Raw genomic sequence first — 17,613 nt, forward strand, 5'->3', positions numbered from 1 at the left:
ATGAATTGATTCTAAAACTATTGTGCAACTCGAAAAGGTTCTGGCACAGTGGGAACACCACCTGGAGTTGAGATGCCGTTACCAGAATTCATTAAGCTAGGTACACCTGAATCAGGATCAACTCTAAACTGAAAAAAATAACCTTGAGCTCCGTCATGATTGCTCACAAACCCGTATGACCCTGTAGGATCCAATCTTACAAATTGTAAACTTGACCCAGGTGCACCGAATTGTAAAATCGAATTTGCCGCCGAAAGAGATCCATCGGCTGATGATATATCGTGTTTTGCTAATTGTCGATTTCCAATGTTCACAGTATAAAGATATTTTCCAGAAGGATGTATAGCTGCTCGAAAGTTATTTGCTGTACCTGCAAAGGGATTACCCAAAATGTTAGCGAGGGCTCCTGTTGTTTGGTCAATATTTTTGCCAATTATAATATTTGCCGCGGCAACAGAATATAAATATTTAGATGTGGAATCAATCATTAAGGCATCCATATTCGGCTCTCCTGTTGTATCTGCTAAACGTGTAAGTGCACCATTAGTTTGATCAATTGAAAAGCCAATAATTGGCTCACCCCCGCTATTAGCATTTACATAAAGAAATTTCCCGTTTGGAGTTGTGGCTATATGATTTAAATTACAACCACCACAGCCCGTATAATCTGCGATTTTTGCAAGAGATCCTGTTTCTTGATCCAAGCCGAATGCCGCTACAGCAGCTCCCGTTGCATTACTGGAAACATAAAGAAATTTGCCAGATGGATGGAAAGCGAAAAAAACGGGATTCTGCGTAGTCGAACCTGCATTTGCATTCAGTACTGTCAATTTTCCATTTTCAGGATTTACAGAATAACTTGTTAATTGCGTTAATCCACCAAATCCGCCAGAGAAGGCAAACTTACCGTTCAAAGTAAACTTTGGCCCTTGTTCTATAACCAAGGAGAACGGAGAACCAGGAATTGAAGTGATTTCCCCATTCAGTAAATTCAGAGCGTAGACTTCCGAATTCGAATTTGTGGAAAAGCTTATAAAATAGCGATAAACTGTAAAGGCTCCTTCACTTTGTGTAGATCCTAACGGAGTTTCGACGGAGATGATTCCCGATTTTGCACCTGGCGGAATTTGCACTGTGAGGCTTGAATCATTTCCAGAGACAATTTCTGCTTCAACTGAACCAGAGAAGCGAACCTTGTTTTCTTGAGAATTGGAGGAAAAATTTGCACCCTCAATGGTAATTGTTTCTCCTTCCACGCCGGAAGACTTCGAGAGTGAAGTTATCCTTGCTTCGTTTCCACTTCCATTTCCTGGAATCAGCCCGAATAAATAAGGCTGTAATGTATCATCTTTTTCAGGAAAAAAGTAAGGCTTCCACAAAGGATGCATAAAACAAGAAGAGCAAAAGAAAATTAATAAAAATATAACTATAATTTTACTAAATTTTAAGGAATCGAAACGGACGGTAAATTTCACATCTTCTACTTAGCCTACCTAAAACTCTCGGATTGAATTGGAATATCGTAGATTCGAATTTTTTGATCAGATTCTGCAAACTGCATATACTTATATTTATGTGATGCGATGTATTCTTCTACATCTAACAAGTTAAGAGTGAGGGATTTACATTTTTCAACTACAACTGTTCTCACTGTAATTGTTGTAAAAAAACCTATAAATATTGTGACTACGACGTCCAAGGCGGTTGCTTTGAGGTGAACACGGTATTCCCCTTTAGAAGGAAAAAGATCTTTCGAATCGATTCGATTGATCGGGATGCTTCCAAAGATAGCAAACCATTGTTTTTTTTCAGCTTCAATACTGCAGGTTCCATTCGGGCCGGCAAGAAGAATTGCATTGCCTCCAGGTGAATAAAAAATATTTGAAGTAGTGAAAGATCTCTCTGGGCTTGCTAACTCTCCATTCAATTGAGTCTCATTGGATGTCTTTACAGATTCGGTTTCCAGATTCTTTTCATACTTTAGTTTTTCTTCTTCACGAATTTTCGATTTTTCATTTTCAAATTCTATCTTGAGTTTTTGCTTCTCCATTTCGATAATTTCATATAGATCACTTCCATCTTTATAGATAATTTTATCAACATTGCTTTTCTCGAGAGTTAATTGTTCTCCTTTTTGATTTTGGAAAATTACTTTATTTGAGTCGATACTGGATACCTTCCCAGATAAATATTTTCCCGATTTAAGAAGGATTACTTCTGCCCGAATAGCAAAACTAGATATAATTGATATGAATATCAGAAAATGAAATTTCATATCCAATATCCTCCATACATTTGCAAACCAGAGTCCGAGATCAGGGGATTCCCGAAAAAAGCAAGTCAACCCTGAATCTACATCTGATTACATTTGCCTGATTAAAAATCAATTCAAAATCTAGGTATGTAAAAAAAATGTTAGAATCAATCGGAAAATAAACTCAAGTAATGAATAAGAAACCAAGGTATTTTGAATATTTTCTTCGATTCATTGGTCGATCTAGAACTTGAACCAAGAGTAAATGAATTCGTAAGAGCAGAACTCAAATGCATCCTTTTCAAATATCCATTATCGTATGCCTCTTGTTATACCAGAAAATTTATATTTAGATTGGCTGGATCCAAATCTCAACCTTCGAGAGATTCAAAGATGTGCTGAATCGCAAAAAGATATAATTCTTAAATCCTATGAAGTATCCAAGCTCGTAAACTCAACTCAAACAGATTCCCCGTCACTCATAAATCCGTTTGAGAATGAGAAACAAGGCAGTTTATTTTCTTAATAAAGCCTGCGCCTTTTACAAAATACTTCTAAAAATAATTTGCTTTCAGTCTATGATTTTAAATATTGGTTTTGACGGGCCTGTAGCTCAGTTGGTTAGAGCACTCGCTTGATAAGCGAGGGGTCACAAGTTCGAGTCTTGTCAGGCCCAGATTGGTTTTAGAATGTAAAGTGTAAAGGATACCAGCAATTTCCTGAACAGTTTGCGAAGAGTTCGAACCAATTTCAACCTTTCATTTAATGGGGCCATAGCTCAGCTGGGAGAGCATCTGATTTGCATTCAGAAGGTCATCGGTTCGATCCCGATTGGCTCCACCATTTAAATCCGAGTAACATAGAATAAGAAAGTTTTGACGGCAGCATTTCCATGGAAATCGATTGCTGTAACTTCGATTGTGTGCTCACCAGAAGGCAGAGCAAGGTTTCCAATAAAATAACGGTCTTTCATGAATAGATCCGTAAAAGTTAAGGAAGCATCGTTAACCCAGACGCCATTTTCAAATCGGATGAATTTGAACTTACTGTCCTTAATCAGTTTGCCGTTCAATTTGAACTGTACAGACTCAACTCCAAATCTCTGGCTTGACCGAACTCCACTATCCATAATTTGCACAGTGAATGGAAATTCCTTGGATAGATTTATGGTATCACCTGAATTGATATTTGTATATCTCTCACCGACATGTATGGATAATCCACCAATGGAAGGCGGAGTTTCGTCTTCTATCTTTGGCAAAAAAATCAGTGGATTGATAATTTTTTGACCATAGTCGAGAGTTAGAACAAAATGCAAATGACCACCGCTAGAATGTCCCGTATTACCGGTAGTTCCAATTTCTTGGCCTTTCTTAATGTTCAAGTCTATAAATTTCTTGCGACCTGGATTGAGATGGTAATATGCAGAATAGGCACCTTCTCCATGATCAATCCAAACTGTATCGCCAGATCCCCATTCTTCTCGGAACGGATCATCGGCTGAATATCGAGAATACAATAATTTGCCATCACCTATTGCAATAACCGGCTCATAAAATGAGGCAATATCTAATCCATTGTGAAAATGGTCCCACCTTGATTCACCAAATACCGATGTTACGCGTTCAGAGATTTTTTCTGTGGCAATTGGCCAGATAAATTTAAAAGATTGGGAATCTTCTGCCTTTAAATTTGGTAAAAAATCCTTGCCAAACATAGATATAAAAAGGATGATAATTAGAGTGAAACGATTTCTATGAGCATTCAACATGCTTCTAGAATAATTGTATGTCCATACTTGCAATGCAAAAAACTTTAAATAAAGAAGACATTTTGACTCTAGTTGCCTCAGCCGGTAAAGGGAATCCAGAAGCAATAAAAGAATTTTTTGATATATATTCCGAAGATATTTACAATTTTCCGATCCGAGTTTTTCACTTATCAGAAGATGACGCTGGTGATTTCTATATTTATGCTTTTGAAAGATTGAAAACTGGGAAGAGACTCCAAAGCTTTAGTGGAAAGTCAACATTCAAGACCTGGTTTTTTTCTGTATTGCGAAATCTTCTCATCGATTGGAAGAGAACTCGCAAAGAAGTAAAGATTCAATCCATTAACAAAGTCAACCAAGAAGGCAAAGAATACAATACAATTGAAGATGAACCTGACCGACTAATAGACCTTAAGCGGGATGCACAAGATTTTTCGGAAAGCTTTTATAATACTTTAAAAGAGATTCGTCTAGACAATCGAGTTGTTTTCAAATTGTCATATATTTATTATCTTCAGTTAGATCCTGAAGAGATCCAATTTATCATAGATAAGTCCGGGATGAATCTTGATGAATTAAAAGCGTGGATCATGAGAGTTCGCTCTGAACTATCTGAGAAAGAAGATGATAATCAAAAGATGGAAGACAAAATCACTTCGATCTATTTAAACATTTTGGATCTAAAAGAACAAAAAAAACTTATCGATAACACAGCTGCAAGCACAAGTAACCTTCCAGACATCGATCGATTGGGTCAATCGCTCAAGAAGAAATACGAACAGCGTAAGAAATTGATAGATAAAAGGCAAAAAGGTCATTTTCTTGCCAAAACTCCTTATAGAGAAGTCTCCAATATACTTGGAATCTCGGAAGGTGGAGTAAGTGTAACTTTAATCCGAGTGATAGAAAAGTTACAAAAAAAAATAAATTTTGAGGAATTTACTTAGGTTTTTTCGTCTGATCTATTCAAGTAAGGGGTGATAGAATTATGAATTCTAAAGGCAACGCGGAAGAAGATATGCAACCAATAGACAATATACCCTTATCCCAATATCTGGAATCAGATGAGACAATTCTCCACTCCGCATTAGATGACAATCAGAGTTTTAAGTCTTTGGTTCAGGCTGAAGAAACGCTTATCAATGCAATCTATTCTTCTTCTGATTCATTATTAGATCGCATAAACAATGAATCCTATTCTTCTTTCCTTGCGGATGTAGATTTCGCAAAAGCGGAAATGAAGCTTCGTGACAGAACAAACCTTCCTGTTCCCGATTACTTACTTCGTTATATGGAGAAAAATATCGAACAACCTGAACGCAAGACGAGCTTAGTTGTAAGATTGTCTCAAGCTGGGATTCATTTATTTGAATCTCTCAAGCAAGGATTGGATATCACTCCGAGTCTTGCCATTTCGCCTGGAATGAGATCGGCTGTTGCACCAACAACTAGCAATGATGCAGGATATGTGGTTTTCGAAGAAAAAATACAAAATGGTCAGAAATTTTTCTATCAACTCGTCAGAGAAACTCCTAAAGAAGTTTTTATGAGCATAAAGATTGATACACCAGATCTGGATGATTATAGACAAGTGATTCTCAGAAGAGACGGTCGTTTTATACTTTCGAATAAAATCAATACGGAAGGAATTGTAAATTTTTCCGGACTTATGGAAGGCTCTTATAGCGTTGAGTTTCTTGGAAACGCTGCCAATAAAATGGTTGACCTCTACCTGATTGTAGATTAAAATTTTATCTATGATCAACCTGATCATAGATCGAGTCGGAAATGTAAACGTATTCAACGTCCTAGATGGAAATACGCCCAGCGGAGAATCCCATCTTCAGTCTGTCATTGATGATGATCTCATCATGGAATTCAATTCCGAAATAGAGAATCTGTTTCGCGTATCCAATGCTCTTCAGAACACTTCGAACAAGAAAGCCGTTCTCAATACCGATATTTTAAATGAATTAAAAGTTCTAGGTGAGACATTTTTTTATCAATTTTTTCCAAAAGAAATTGTAGAGAGACTCAAGCTCGCAACAGACAAAAGTATTCATTTCAATATTGATCCAAAACTTGCATCCATTCCTTGGGAACTTTTTCATGATGGGAACTGCTTTCTCGCTGATAAATTTAGAATCGGTAAAACAATTCGAGGTGGATTTCATACTAAGCCCGATCCTGGCAAAGAAAAATTAAAAATGCTAATCATAGCAGATCCAACAGAAGATTTGGTTTGGGCACAAAAAGAAGGCGAAGAATTATTTCGTATTCTCACCGAAAAAGTTTCTCCGTCAAGACTTGAACTTGAATTCATTGGCGGTAAACAAGTCAACAAACTCAAGCTGCTATCTCTCATCAAAGATAAGAATATTATTCATTATTGTGGTCATTTGATTTTTTCGGATGATCCTCTCGAGAATGGATGGCTTCTCTCTGGTGGCAAAATTCTAAAATCTCGTGAAATAAAAAATAGTGGAATCTCAACAGATATCGTCTTTAGCAATTCTTGCGTGTCTTCTAAGTCTGTTCAAGGCAAAATCAATACCAATATTATGAATAATTTTGCTGGGTCTTTTCTAATGTCTGGTATCAAAACTTTTATCGGAACGAACTGGGAGATTTTGGATAACGAGAATACTTTAGATTTTACGATTCGATTTTATACCTATTTATTTAGCGATAAAACAATAGGTGAATCCTTATTCATGACTCGTGAATATGCCAGAAGAAATTATGATACGAGTGACCTAACTTGGGCTAACTATTCGTTGTATGGGAATCCAGATTTTACTATTCTTCAGGATCCAGAAGAAGATCCTTCAACTCAGAAAATCATTAACCCATCTTTTATTATGAATTTCTATCCAACTCCAATCGCCAATTCCTATCAGCGATTCATGAATTCACAGCGGGAGAATCTTACATTACAAGAACAATTGGTTTACTTGATTCGATGCTTTGAAGAATTTTCGAAAGTTCTTGGTACAATTATTTTTAGTGATCATAAATTCCATTCACTTGGCAAGATATTTCCAGAGAATCCGGATGATTCAATTTCTATTTCGAAATGGTGGGATCTCATTTATGCCTGTTTATGGGATTTTCGAAAGCTCAAAATCACACCTCACTTAGAATCGGTGATTGACGTGTTAAACTCGAACCGCGAAGTCATTCAGAAAATTCTCAATTGGACAACTCTTTATCAAGAAGGAAAAATCGATAAAGACTCTTGGGAAAGCTATCTCATCACATACCAATACTTTTATGAGAATTTATTGGTGGAGCTAGAGGAATTTGAGAAGATCAATATCTTTCTTGTGTCCGAGAATTCCAATCACCACTATATTTTCCGCGGTGTTCGTCCAGAAAGTTCTCTGATCACAGCTCCAATGGTGAAGCAAGATTATGTTGGTCAACAAATAGAAAAATACAGAGGCAATCTTGTGGTTTTGAATGAGAAAAAGAAAATTCTAATTCCACTTTTTGCAAATATCATTGATAATCAAGAAAAAGGGGAATTGGAACTCTCCTACCCAGGTTTTGGCAATCTCGATCTTGGTTCGAGTGGTCTCCTAGCGAAATAATACAACCGTGAGTCTCTGTCAACCTAACGGCTGCAATATTTCCTGCGGATCATGTTGTGGCTTTTTCAATTTGGATCTCAGTCGAGAACAATATAAAACTCTTCTCTTCGAGAGAACTACCTATTTTGAATCACATGTTGATTTTAACATAGCTCATACAATTCCAGCTTATCGCCAAGCGAGAGAAAAAATTGAAAACCAATTTCCCAAAAAAGATGAGTCAACTTACAATTGCCCTTTTCTTGGATACCTCGATATTCAGACTCAGACAAAATTTGGATGTATGATACATCCGGCAAGGACAGGCGATCCAAAAAGTCAGAACTATTCATTCTACGGAAGTAGTATCTGTCTAGGCTATGAATGCAAAAATATGGAGAACAGTTCGTCCGCAAATTGGGAAGGTTTATTTACAATTGTTGCAAAGGATTCCATTGAGTATTCACAACTTGCAGCAAATTATATTTTGATTCGAAAAATCGAGAGCTTCTTTAACTTGCGAAAGATTCCGACAATTGAAATTTTCACAAAATACAAAGACCTCACGATTGAGTTTCTTAGAAACTCATTGAGTGATCAGAAAAATCTTACTTCTTTTGAAGTAGATTATGATAACTATGAATCGGAAGAAGATGTTATTCAATGGCTAATAGATCATAAAATTATAGTAAATCTAGAAAATGCTTTGGATAGAATGAAATGATATATTTGAGAATATGAATCTTTTGAATCTTTGAGGAGTTGATTCTTTGAAGTCTTTATTTTTTACGTATATACAATTTGGATAACTCTCGATTTTCATCTTGAGTTAATACCCGAGCTTGTTTTATGTCTGTCTGGTATTTTTCTTTTTGCGAACAAAAATTTTCTGATTCTAATAATAAGTCTGTCTTCCATTTATTTGCAAGAACTTCTGCGCTGTATTTTAACAGACCTATAGTCGGGCTCCAACTTTTATCATTTTTATTATCGCATATAACATAAACTTGCGTTGGTTGCAAAAAAATAGATACAATTGCAGAAGTAGGAGAATAAGATCTATACAATTGAAAATTGAAAATCAAATCCATCTTACCATTTTCATCTGGAAGATATGCGGGCATACCAGCAAAAGTCAAGCTACCAATGTCTGTGAAATAGACTGTTCCTATATGATGAAGATTGATTGAATTAGAGTGAACAATTAACCCAGATTGTTTATTCAACATAGAAGGTTCTAAAAACGGTAGTTTTTTTGTGTTCCTAGATTTTATAATCATTTCAGTGCAATTGTTTAAAATTAAAAATACAAGAGTTAAACTGATAATAAGTTTCTTCATAGAATACAAAAGAATTGGATTGTATAGAAGGTGTAAACTAATTTTAAATTAATGCAAAAAAGGTATCAAGAATGTTTTTCTCGCTGGTCTGAAGTTGGTCAAGACCGTAAAACATTTAAAAAAAGAAAACCCCTGCAGCAATTGCAGGGGGCAAACAATCCTTAGCAGGTAGGATATTATTTAGCTGAAGTAGGAATTACGGACTGGATGGTTTTGATACCTTCTTGTGCGTATTTTCTAACATTTACAGACAATTCACTATTGTCTTGAGCGCCTTTTTCTACAAGAGATTGAAGGCTAGATTGTAGACCTTGAAATCCACCATCAAATTCTTCTTTTACTTTAGAAACTGCTCCGAGAATAAAATTCAACCCGTCTTTTAGTTCTTTTTCCATTTGTTTTCTCCTTTTCAGTGATTTGTGCGTTGCACAAATCTATAACCAAAACTACCCCACCCCTTCAGAAATGTCACTCTTTTTTTTACAATTTGATCCTTTTTTTTGACAGATCAAGCCATTCCATAATTTGGTAAATCTATGCCTTCAAGCCTAAAACCGATTCTTTGGGAAAATCCAACACTCAGACTTTTAGATCAACGTTTGATTCCTATGCAGAAATCTTATATCCAAACAAAAGATCTAGCTGATGTCATTACTGCGATCCAAGAAATGGCAGTTCGAGGAGCTCCCGCAATTGCAATTTCTGGAAGTTTCGGTCTTTTTATGGAGTTCCAGAAATTCACAGCTGCTCCGCCTTACTCTAAGATTCGTGCAATCTGCGAAAGGCTACAAAATTCAAGACCCACAGCCGTTAACTTAAGCCGAATGATCAGTGATTTCTTAAATGAGTTTACAGAACAAAACGTACGGAATTCAGATTGGAAAGAAATTCTTGATGGAATGGAAAAATTTGCTCAGAGACAATATGATATGGATCTGAAATCCAATTTACAAATCGGACAGAATGCACTCAGTCTTTTCGAAGGTAAAAATAAAAAACTCAATATCATCACTCATTGCAATACAGGAGCTCTTGCAACAGCAGGACATGGAACTGCTCTTGGAATCATACGTAGTCTGAGAGATGCTGGTTTCGAAGTTACAGTTTATGCGGATGAGACGAGACCTTATCTACAAGGTTCAAGACTTACTGCTTTTGAAATGATGGAAGAAGGTATACCATGCTATATCATAACGGACGGAATGCCCGCTTGGCTTATGAATGATCGACATATTGACGCGGTGATCGTTGGTTGTGATCGTATTGCAAGAAATGGAGATACCGCGAACAAAATTGGAACTTGCGGACTTGCCATGATTGCACGAGAATTCAAAGTTCCATTTTATGTAGCTGGAACCAAAGATAGTTTTGATCAGAAGTCATCTGATGGCAGCCAGATAGAAATTGAAATGAGAAATCCAATGGAAGTCACTCAGCTGAATTTTTTGAAAAATTCACAAGGTGAGAATCTCATTCCAGCAGGAATTATAGCACCAGCTTCTGCCAAAGCTCTAAACCCATCCTTCGATATTACACCCGCAAGATTCATCACCAAAATCATAACTGAGATTGGGATTTTTGATCCGGGAGAACAAAAAATCGACTAACAGAGTGTAAGAGATTCCGTTTAGATACAAATACTGATTCATTTCTATTTGCAAAAAACTCATCCAATCGATTGAGCAAAGTAGAAAAATTCATTGCATCTTTCCAATCAGATTCAAGCGGATCAGATAACCAGTCGAGTCTTGGATCTAAAATATACTTAGAACCAAAGCTATGCATAGACTTTAGTTCTCGAAAGAATATATACTTGGATCTTAAATGAACTTCGTTAACACATGCAGGGACACTGCTTGAATCTTCATAAAATTTATAATCGTTGTTAGGATAGAACAAGATTCCTTGCACTAATATATAAGGATGAAAATACTGATTAGAGGAACCCAAAATCGGATCTAGATATTTTTTGGCCTCGGGATTTCTTGTGAGTATCGATTGTTTTGTAAGCTTTTTTAATTTGAGATCTAGGCGATCATTGAAGCTTGGTCCAACGTAGGAGGAAGCAAGAATTTCTCTGTGCAATCTTAAGTAAAACTTGATCGCCACTTCAAGATGTATGTACTGATTGGATTTTATATGGTACAATAAAAAGTCAAATTCACCGAGGGTTTCTGAATCATTCGATCGAACAGGAATTCCCCTTCCCAATAGATCCCAGTTTTCTGATTCTTGGAAAAGAAATTCCCAAAGAGTCTCATAGTAACGACCTAAACGCTTGGTCTTACGTTCTTCGAAAAATTTCAAAACGGCTTTTGAATTAGAAAGAATTGAATCTAAATTGCTGAATATTTCACTTCGCAACTCTTGGAATAGAAAATCTGTATTCTGAAAGAGTAGGATATCTGATGGAAAATATTGATTAGATATGAGTGAAGGAGAGTCCAGGATCCAAACTAGATCCTGGCGAAGTTTTCTTATTCTAGAATCATCTTCCTTCGACATGAAGCCATTTGGTAGTCTTCACAATCAATCTTACAACAATATAAAAAGCCAAACCAATCAAGAAAAATACAATCTGTTCGATTCGCAATGCTTCAAAAAAACCAGCAGCAAATCTTCCAGTTTCATTGAAATACAAGATCGCAATATCAAACAACGTAAAAACAACAACCAAACCAAACAATCCTGGATATTCTCGTTTTATAATATTGCGAAAAGAAAATGGTAGGCTCGCTTTTTTATAATTTTTGAAACTTGGTATGAATGCTGGAGTGGAATTCGCCCAATCCAAGTAACCTTTTGTAAATTTATTTCTTAAGAAAAATTCTTCTGCGAACATAATTCGCTCATAATATAGATAGAAAAAGAGAACATATAAAGCTGAGAAAAAAATTGACTGCGTCAAAAAAACCGCGCCCAGATACATGAAAAAATTCCCAAGATAAAGAGGATGACGAACGGTTGAATAGATTCCAGTCTGATTGACAACATCCGCGACTTGTTCTTTCGTATTTCTTCCTGAAGTTCTTGCTGGTGTTATTCCGATTGTTAAGCAGCGAATGAACAATCCAAATAAACTGACAATAAAGCAGCCTAGTGTATACAAAACATTCGTATCATAGTTCCCACCCCAATATTCAACAGTTGGTAAAACAGCTATTGCACTGATTAAGATAACTCCTGGAACATAAGTTCTCCAACGAAAAAGAAAATTACCTTGTTTGTCAAATTCTTCAATTAATGCCATATTTATTACGAAAACTTACTTGATTTCAATCCTTGTATTTTTAAAAATCTTTCTATGTCCAATAATAGTTTCATACCGCCTAAGCTCAACTACCCTTTATTATGGTTCACTGATTTTTCTTTACCTTTTTTACTAAAAACCGTTCACAATATTGACTCCGTTGACATTTCCGAAGAGGATCGATCTGTAATCAAATCCCTTCGAAAAGAAAGACTCATCATCTTGTCAAACCACCCAACTACTCAAGAGCCGCCAGTCGTATATACTCTTGCCAATATGATGTCTAGTCGATTCCATTATATGGCTTCTCGTGAAGTCTTTGATTGGGGATCTGGATTTGTTGGAGAATTCATTCAAAGCATCGGCGCATATTCTGTAATTGCCGGAGCAAGTGATAAAGAATCTCTCAAAGCGACAAGAGAGATTCTATCTTCTGAAGGAGGAAAGCTCGTACTTTTTCCAGAGGGCGAACCAACAAGTGGACTCAATGATACACTCCTTCCTTTCCAACCTGGTGTTGCTCAATTGGGGTTTTGGGGATTGGAAGATTCTTTAAAAAAAGATCCTGATGCAAAACTCTATGTTCTTCCAATTTTTATAAAATACCGTATGAATCAAACAAGAGATTGGTTACAGAAAGATTTGGATCGTTCTTTATCCGTTCTTGAAAATCGAATGGGTTTAACGAAACTAGGTAAGGATATTGTTCATCGCTTTCTTTCAATAGGTAAAAAACTTGTTGAAAAAGAAGAAAGAGAATATGGAATCGTGCCCGAAGAAGGACAAGATTTTGATTATCGATTGGGCAAATTGAGACATACCATACTTGATAATATATCTCTTAAGATTGACTTACCTAAATTTGACCAGAAAGAAAATGCAATTCTAAAATTGAGAAAAATTTTATCCTACTTAGAGCTTTCTGCAATTGGAGTTGAATCGGTAAAGGAAAAAGGACCAAATCCAGAAGTTGCAAAATGGGCAAGAAAGGCAGCGCAAAAAGCATATGACTATATTACAATGGAGACGACTTATTTAACCTCGCATCCAACTGCAGAGCGACTCTATGAATGGTTGTATCGATATGAACAAGAAATTTTTGGCGAAACAAAAATGCGACCTCATATTGCTAAAATAAAAGTCGCAAAACCCGTGTTATTGAATCAAGTATATGAAGATTATAAGAAAGATAAACGAGGTATGATTCAATCTCTAACAAATCAATTCAAAGAAACCTTGGAAGAAATAATGAGCAATGAAAATAGGAAAATAGATCCTCTATTCGATGCTGATTATAAATTTCATGGCTGAGAGAAAATTCAAATATTTTCTCTGGAATCCAGAAACAGATGATAGGGTTTTCCAATATCTCAGTACAATTCTTAAAGATGGCGGATATCCTACTATTGTTTCCGAGATTTATACAATGGTTAAAGATCTAATTTTGAATGGACTAAAAGCTAATTACAAAAGGCTATTTTTTCAGGATGCGGGTTTAGACATTCATCATATAAGCGACTACGAATTGGGCGTGAGAATGTACAAAAGTAGAATCACATCGGGAAGTCTGCCTGAATTCAGTAAACTCGCAGAAACGAACGATCTATGGGTAGAGGCAAGTATAGATTGGAGAGATGACGGACTCAAAATCATTGTTACGAACAATATGTCCATGGTCGCAGCAGAAATGCTCAAGATTCGTAGTGCACTTATGCATGCTCAAAACTACGATGATATTATGGAATACTATTTAGAAAGAGCTGATGATTCTGAAGGCGAAGGGATTGGAATCGCCTTGATCGTTATAATTATGAAGAGCTTGCAAGTGGAACTTCAGAACTTCCAAATTTTCAACGAGGGCGGATATACTATCGCCCAGATTTTTCTTCCTTGGTCTAGCCTCGATAATTCCAAGCGCTAACTATTCTACGGTGTTGGAATTTCCGCTTTAAAATCCTCTTTCGATCTATCCGTAAATTGTGACAATTGGTAAGTATCCATTGCATAATACAATGGAATTCCTGATAACTTACAAATTGTATTTTCGTCAGAATCTTTTGCGAAGCAAGTAAGTGACTTTGTAATTCTTTCAGATATTAATTGAGTATTCAAATCTTCAGAATTCAAAACTTCGTCATCACGAACGACTCCCTTTGAATATTTAATCTCTAATTCTAAACTTGGAATGTTCTTCCAATTGGAAATTTCTTTTAAATATACTGCGCGGCTTTCCATACTTGCAAGTCGATTGACCAATTCGTTTACAAGGACAGAATTTGCAGCAATGATCTCAGGTTCTAGAAAAAACCACTCTTTATCGTTCAAACCAAGTTTATAATTTATCTTAGAATTCTTAGATAAAAGAATTTCTAATACAAATGAATTCTCTTGAGTAAGATCTGCAAAAAGTTTACGATCAACCAAATGCAGAGGATCCGATTTGTCTAAGAGATTGAGAATGTTTATGGGCATAAGGTATATATCAGAATCTGCATTTCGAATATAATTGCCTCCGCCTGTAGCAGTTTGTTGACTAATTTCGATTTGGAATTCAGTTCCTGACTCATCATACATTACAATCTTTTTATATGGTAAATCGAATCCAAACTTTGATCCATCTGATCCAAGGTTTGTAAATTCCTTAAGCGAAAGTAGAGCTTCCATCAGAGCTGTGAATTTGGTTGAATCAACCGGAAGCTCCAATCCATCAATAAAAATTTTCCATTCTTGCGCTTTTCTGATTTCTATTCGCGAAATGTTCTTATCTTCAATCGATTTTCCTGTATTTCCATTGGTTGAAGATGATATCGATTTGTTGTCTTGTGCTTGCGAATCTAAGATGACCAATTTCTGAATTTCTCCTTTTGGACGAATCAGATTTCTTGCATGGGAATAATCATTTGCAAACCAAGAAAATGGATCATTGAATACAAAAGCCAACAACAAAATTACAGAATTCAGAGCTAACAGAGATTTGCCTATATTTTGATAGATTATTTGCATCTCAGAAGTTCCTCCATTTACCTTGGTTTCTTGATTTTAATCGAACAATTGCAAAAATTCCAATAAGGAATGGAAGCGCAAAGATATTCAAAATACTAAAAACCCATTCTTCTGATGGGCTAAAAGTTTTTAACGACTCAAAGGCTGGTTTCTTAGATCTTGCTAGAACCAAATCTTCATCACCTTGCACTATATCGATGAGATTCATAAGAAATGGAACATTTGCACCTTGGTACAATTCACGAAATTCTCGAAGGATCAATAAATCAGACACAAGGTAAGGGGTCCCCATGACGAAAATATTGGATTCAGTTCCTTCATCATTTGATTCTTTAAAATCTGTTTGATTTGCAAATTGTGGCAAAGTTTTGTCTTTAAAGTATGAAATAAATTTACCTTTTAGATGAAGAGCAAGATTGTATTCTTCGCCATCTGGTAGATTATCCATTTTTGCTACTTCCTTTTCTCCAATAAAAAGATAATCAGCTTTTCTGAATGCCGAAGCTGTAGACTTGATAACAGGTTCTATAACAACATTTGGTTGCTTGGATGATAGCATTTCTAAACTAGAAACCCATGGTAAAAGTAAAATTTCTTGATCCCGAGTTATTGGATTGCTTGTAGAAAAATTATCAGCCTCATTGCCAACCAAAACCCAAAGAGGATAATGATATCTTCCAAAGCCACCCTGCTCTGTTTGAACAATGGGTCCCATGGGCATTGAATTCACTTTATCAAAAACCATATCCGTATTCACAGAGAATCCATAGTGTGAGAAAAATTCATTATACCCAGAAATATTTTGAACTGGTTGTGCAAATCCCTGACTTCCCATCGTTAGTTGACCCATCTGAGAAGGAGATTGCAAATTGAAATCCATCGACTTAGCAAAAATCAATAAATTTCCGCCCCTCATAAGAAATTGATCAATATGATAGCGACCCAAATCAGTAAGTTCAGGCGATCCAACTATCAAAACAGTATCCAAATCCTCTGGAAGTGGATCTTCATTGACTCCAAATGAAAACACAGATCCATATTCTGGTGCAAAAGCTTGGTAGACAAATACGCCAAAAGTATCTTTACCAGACCGTGGCCCAGGTTGCGGTGCATCTAACGAACCTTCTTCGACAATGATTCCTAAACCAGAGCTTGCGTTCTTCTGCTTACGAATCATTTTTTTTAGATTGGATAGGATCTGGTATTCAACTTCTTCTGCAAAAAATACTACAGGGATAGTCTCGGACAATTTGCCCATAGTCAGACTCACCCCAAGAAAAGCAGATTTCACTTGAGCTGAGCTCATTTCAATTTTTTGCAATGTTTGCGGTTCAATTCCTAATTCAATGGCTCTTTCTTTATCGGATTCAGATGAATCTGGATCATAGAAACGGAGTTTTACTTTATTCGAATTGACTGATTGTATTTCTTTTAGGATTTCTTGAGCAAGAGTAATTCTTGCTTTGTATTCTGCCGGGATGTCCGAAGAATAGTATGCATCAATATATACAGTTTCTTGTAATTCGTTAACAATTTTTTTCGTACTATCAGTAAGTTGGAATCGACCCGATTTGGAGATATCCAATCTACAATTGAAGCTACTCATTAAATAATTTGATGCGAAGAAAAAGAGAACAATCTGTCCGAGTATAAAAAATCTTGTCTCCAATTGTAACTTTAATCTACCAATCATCTTCGACCTCTAATCACATAAATATTCAAAGTGAGGAGCAATCCCATAAAACTTATAAAATAATAGAAATTTCTTGGATCCCAAATTCCCAAACGCATAGATTCAAAATGCCTTGAAAGTGAAAGGTAAGAAATAAAACCACCGAGATCGGCACCCAAAAATTTCAAAACAGGCTGATACCCCATAAGAAAAAAAAGTAAACAGACAAGAGAAGTAACAACATAAGCTGATATTTGATCTCGCGTAAGAGATGAGATAAAAATTCCTATGGCAACATATCCTCCTCCAATAAAAAAACAGCCAATGTATCCAGCTAAAATCAAACCAAGATCAGGACTGCCCAACAAAAAAACGGTAAGCGGTGTCATAAATGTTGCGAGCAACACGATTCCTATATAAAGCCACGCAGATAAAAATTTACCTAATATAACTTCGAAATCATGAAATGGCAATGTAAGCAAAATTTCCAAAGTGCCGCTTCTTTCTTCTTCAGACCAAAGACGCATTGTTACTGCAGGTATGAAAATTATAAAAAGTATGGGCACCCATAAAAAAAATTGTTCCATACTTGCGGATTTCAAATCCCAAAATGAATTCTGACCTAGACCAAAGAAGAATAGAAAATTCAGTAGAAGTAAGAAAAATCCTGAAAAAATATAACCAATCGGAGTATTGAAATAGGAACGCATTTCCTTTTTAAAAAGTATTATTATATTCTCAAATACCATAA

Annotated in this window: 17 protein-coding genes, 2 tRNA genes and 1 pseudogene; 10 read left to right on the forward strand and 10 right to left on the reverse strand. The window is 35.9% G+C overall.

Features of this window, described 5'->3' with window-relative positions; genetic code table 11:
* Nucleotides 1-17: 17 nt before the first annotated feature.
* Together O4O04_RS13995 and O4O04_RS14000 are read right to left on the reverse strand one after the other, a co-directional pair.
* A complete protein-coding gene (locus O4O04_RS13995; RefSeq protein ID WP_272532389.1) occupies nucleotides 18-1,475 on the reverse strand; it encodes a beta-propeller fold lactonase family protein in 1,458 nt (485 codons plus the stop codon).
* Nucleotides 1,476-1,489: 14 nt separating this feature from the next.
* Nucleotides 1,490-2,275: an LA_0442/LA_0875 N-terminal domain-containing protein gene (locus O4O04_RS14000; RefSeq protein WP_272532390.1), complete on the reverse strand. Its 786-nt coding sequence runs from the start codon at nucleotides 2,273-2,275 to the stop codon at nucleotides 1,490-1,492.
* A 274-nt stretch (nucleotides 2,276-2,549) separates the two neighbouring features.
* On the opposite strand from O4O04_RS14000, the pseudogene O4O04_RS20485 reads away from it, so the two are divergent.
* The 3 genes and pseudogenes from O4O04_RS20485 to O4O04_RS14010 all read left to right on the forward strand — a co-directional run.
* Nucleotides 2,550-2,780 (forward strand): annotated as a pseudogene (locus O4O04_RS20485) (SOS response-associated peptidase family protein); the annotation flags it as partial.
* Nucleotides 2,781-2,856: 76 nt separating this feature from the next.
* Nucleotides 2,857-2,930: transfer RNA gene (locus O4O04_RS14005), tRNA-Ile, on the forward strand.
* A 91-nt stretch (nucleotides 2,931-3,021) separates the two neighbouring features.
* Nucleotides 3,022-3,097 (forward strand) — tRNA-Ala (locus tag O4O04_RS14010).
* A gap of 1 nt (nucleotide 3,098) precedes the next feature.
* Here O4O04_RS14010 and O4O04_RS14015 read toward each other — a convergent pair.
* Nucleotides 3,099-3,971 carry a M23 family metallopeptidase gene (locus O4O04_RS14015; RefSeq protein ID WP_272536107.1) on the reverse strand — a complete coding sequence of 291 codons (873 nt, stop codon included), beginning with the start codon at nucleotides 3,969-3,971 and terminating at the stop codon, nucleotides 3,099-3,101.
* Between the two features lie 71 nt (nucleotides 3,972-4,042).
* Here O4O04_RS14015 and O4O04_RS14020 point away from each other — a divergent pair, with 71 nt between their 5' ends.
* From O4O04_RS14020 to O4O04_RS14035, 4 genes are read left to right on the forward strand one after another with little or no spacing between them, the layout of a single operon-like run.
* Nucleotides 4,043-4,972, forward strand: coding sequence for an RNA polymerase sigma factor (locus tag O4O04_RS14020; protein ID WP_442915897.1), 930 nt, complete (start codon nucleotides 4,043-4,045; stop codon nucleotides 4,970-4,972).
* A 41-nt stretch (nucleotides 4,973-5,013) separates the two neighbouring features.
* Nucleotides 5,014-5,772, forward strand: coding sequence for a hypothetical protein (locus O4O04_RS14025; protein ID WP_272532391.1), 759 nt, complete (start codon nucleotides 5,014-5,016; stop codon nucleotides 5,770-5,772).
* 10 nt (nucleotides 5,773-5,782) lie between these two features.
* Nucleotides 5,783-7,618: a CHAT domain-containing protein gene (locus tag O4O04_RS14030; RefSeq protein WP_272532392.1), complete on the forward strand. Its 1,836-nt coding sequence runs from the start codon at nucleotides 5,783-5,785 to the stop codon at nucleotides 7,616-7,618.
* Between the two features lie 7 nt (nucleotides 7,619-7,625).
* A complete protein-coding gene (locus O4O04_RS14035) occupies nucleotides 7,626-8,321 on the forward strand; it encodes a hypothetical protein (RefSeq protein WP_272532393.1) in 696 nt (231 codons plus the stop codon).
* A gap of 55 nt (nucleotides 8,322-8,376) precedes the next feature.
* On the opposite strand, the gene O4O04_RS14040 is transcribed toward O4O04_RS14035, so the two are convergent.
* Both O4O04_RS14040 and O4O04_RS14045 read right to left on the reverse strand, forming a co-directional pair.
* Entirely contained in the window at nucleotides 8,377-8,826 is a 450-nt protein-coding gene (locus O4O04_RS14040; RefSeq protein ID WP_272532394.1) for a hypothetical protein, read from the reverse strand.
* A gap of 287 nt (nucleotides 8,827-9,113) precedes the next feature.
* The gene (locus tag O4O04_RS14045; protein WP_272532395.1) at nucleotides 9,114-9,332 is read right to left on the reverse strand and encodes a phasin-related domain-containing protein; all 219 of its coding nucleotides are present in this window, start codon (nucleotides 9,330-9,332) and stop codon (nucleotides 9,114-9,116) included.
* Between the two features lie 141 nt (nucleotides 9,333-9,473).
* Between O4O04_RS14045 and mtnA the strand changes: the two genes are divergently transcribed.
* Nucleotides 9,474-10,544 (forward strand): S-methyl-5-thioribose-1-phosphate isomerase, encoded by a 1,071-nt coding sequence (gene mtnA / locus O4O04_RS14050; protein WP_272532396.1) that lies wholly within the window; start codon nucleotides 9,474-9,476, stop codon nucleotides 10,542-10,544.
* Here mtnA and O4O04_RS14055 read toward each other — a convergent pair.
* Nucleotides 10,495-11,442 (reverse strand): DUF1853 family protein, encoded by a 948-nt coding sequence (locus O4O04_RS14055; RefSeq protein ID WP_272532397.1) that lies wholly within the window; start codon nucleotides 11,440-11,442, stop codon nucleotides 10,495-10,497. The genes mtnA and O4O04_RS14055 overlap by 50 nt on opposite strands.
* Nucleotides 11,426-12,187, reverse strand: a complete 762-nt coding sequence (gene lmtA, locus O4O04_RS14060) for a lipid A Kdo2 1-phosphate O-methyltransferase (protein ID WP_272532399.1) — start codon at nucleotides 12,185-12,187, stop codon at nucleotides 11,426-11,428. The genes O4O04_RS14055 and lmtA overlap by 17 nt, the downstream gene beginning before the upstream one ends.
* A 54-nt stretch (nucleotides 12,188-12,241) precedes the next feature.
* Between lmtA and O4O04_RS14065 the strand changes: the two genes are divergently transcribed.
* Complete coding sequence (locus O4O04_RS14065) at nucleotides 12,242-13,498, forward strand: lysophospholipid acyltransferase family protein (protein WP_272532400.1); 1,257 nt, start codon at nucleotides 12,242-12,244, stop codon at nucleotides 13,496-13,498.
* Nucleotides 13,491-14,108 carry a hypothetical protein gene (locus O4O04_RS14070; protein WP_272532401.1) on the forward strand — a complete coding sequence of 206 codons (618 nt, stop codon included), beginning with the start codon at nucleotides 13,491-13,493 and terminating at the stop codon, nucleotides 14,106-14,108. The genes O4O04_RS14065 and O4O04_RS14070 overlap by 8 nt, the downstream gene beginning before the upstream one ends.
* A 5-nt stretch (nucleotides 14,109-14,113) precedes the next feature.
* Here the strand turns inward: O4O04_RS14070 and O4O04_RS14075 are convergent, their stop codons facing one another.
* Genes O4O04_RS14075 through O4O04_RS14085 form a run of 3 tightly spaced genes read right to left on the reverse strand, consistent with a single transcriptional unit; the run spans nucleotide 14,114 to nucleotide 17,611 of the window.
* Nucleotides 14,114-15,190, reverse strand: a complete 1,077-nt coding sequence (locus O4O04_RS14075; RefSeq protein WP_272532402.1) for a DUF4340 domain-containing protein — start codon at nucleotides 15,188-15,190, stop codon at nucleotides 14,114-14,116.
* 1 nt (nucleotide 15,191) lies between these two features.
* Complete coding sequence (locus O4O04_RS14080) at nucleotides 15,192-16,883, reverse strand: GldG family protein (protein ID WP_272532403.1); 1,692 nt, start codon at nucleotides 16,881-16,883, stop codon at nucleotides 15,192-15,194.
* Complete coding sequence (locus O4O04_RS14085) at nucleotides 16,880-17,611, reverse strand: ABC transporter permease subunit (RefSeq protein ID WP_272532404.1); 732 nt, start codon at nucleotides 17,609-17,611, stop codon at nucleotides 16,880-16,882. The genes O4O04_RS14080 and O4O04_RS14085 overlap by 4 nt, the downstream gene beginning before the upstream one ends.
* Between the last annotated feature and the right edge of the window lie 2 nt (nucleotides 17,612-17,613).

This window comes from Leptospira sp. GIMC2001 (assembly GCF_028462125.1).
In the GTDB taxonomy this organism is placed as follows: Bacteria; Spirochaetota; Leptospiria; order Leptospirales; family Leptospiraceae.